General features: G+C 66.6%; 1 protein-coding gene. It reads left to right on the top strand.

Annotated features, from left to right (window positions below):
- Positions 1-133 precede the first annotated feature (133 nt).
- Positions 134-1,414 (top strand): IS256 family transposase, encoded by a 1,281-nt coding sequence (locus AB0C16_RS40000; RefSeq protein ID WP_357691360.1) that lies wholly within the window; start codon positions 134-136, stop codon positions 1,412-1,414.
- Positions 1,415-1,447: the final 33 nt, after the last annotated feature.

Genomic DNA, 1,447 nt, shown 5'->3' on the forward strand with positions numbered 1-1,447 from the left:
GAGCAATGATCGAAACCTGTGGATCTGATGGGAAGGGTGTACCTTCCCGAATCATCTGATCATGGTTTCGAGATAAGGCCGACGCGCCAACGTCGGTCGGGAAGGCACACCCGTGCTCACCGTAGTGCCCGAACTGCCCGTTGACGACTCCGCCACCGCATCGAGCCCGGCATCGGCCTCGTTGATCGATCAGATCGTCCGCGAGGGTGCTCGTAAGATGCTGGCCGCCGCGCTCCAGGCCGAGGTGGACGCCTACATCGCCGCGTTCGCCGACGAGCGCGACGAGCACGGGCGTCGTCTGGTCGTCCGCAACGGCTACCACCAGCCGCGCGACATCCTCACCACGGCCGGCGCGATCGAGGTCACGGCCCCGCGCGTCAACGACAAGCGCATCGACGAGAAAACGGGCGAGCGCAGGCGGTTCTCCTCGGCGATCCTGCCCGCCTGGGCGCGCAAGACCCCGCAGATCACCGAAGTGCTGCCGCTGCTATACCTGCACGGCCTGTCCTCAGGGGACTTCGTCGCGGCGCTGGGCCAGTTCCTCGGCTCGAGTTCGGGTCTGTCCGCGTCGGTCATCACCAAGCTGACGGAGACCTGGAAGGCCGAGCAGCGAGCCTTCGCCGCACGCGACCTGTCCGGCGTGGACTACGTCTACCTGTGGGCGGACGGCATCCACGTCAACATCCGGCTGGAGGAGCACAAGCTGTGCCTGCTGGTGATGATCGGCGTGCGCGCCGACGGCCGCAAGGAACTCGTCGCCCTCGCCGACGGCTACCGCGAATCGGCCGAGTCGTGGGCCGACCTGCTGCGCGACTGCAGACGACGTGGGATGCGGGCTCCGGTGCTCGCGGTCGGGGACGGCGCGCTCGGCTTCTGGGCCGCGCTGAGTGAGGTGTTCCCGCAGACCAGAGCCCAGAGATGCTGGTTTCACAAGATCGCTAATGTGCTCGGGGCGCTTCCGAAGTCGGCCCACCCTGCCGCCAAGAAGGCGCTCGCGGAGATCTGGAACGCCGAGGACAAAAAGCACGCCCTCGCGGCGGTGAAGGACTTCCGCGACGCCTACGGCGCCAAGTATTCCAAGGCTGTCGCCAAGGTGGTCGACGACCTCGACGAACTACTCGCCTTCTACGACTATCCCGCAGAGCACTGGGTGCATCTGCGCACGACCAACCCGATCGAGTCCACCTTCGCCACCGTCCGGCACCGCACCAAGGTCACCAAGGGGCCGGGGTCCCGCGCCGCCGGGCTGGCGATGGCCTTCAAGCTGATCGAGTCGGCACACAAGCGCTGGCGTGCGGTCAACGCGCCTCATCTCGTCGCCCTGGTCCGCGCCGGGGCCACGTTCGTCAAGGGCAAGCTCGTCGAGCGGCCTGAGGAATCACCGGCCGTCGAGGACCCATCGATAGCCGCCTGAAAAAGCTTGATCCACAGGTCTTGACGATTGCTC

The organism is Nonomuraea sp. NPDC048916 (assembly GCF_040649575.1).
Taxonomy (GTDB): Bacteria; Actinomycetota; Actinomycetes; order Streptosporangiales; family Streptosporangiaceae; genus Nonomuraea.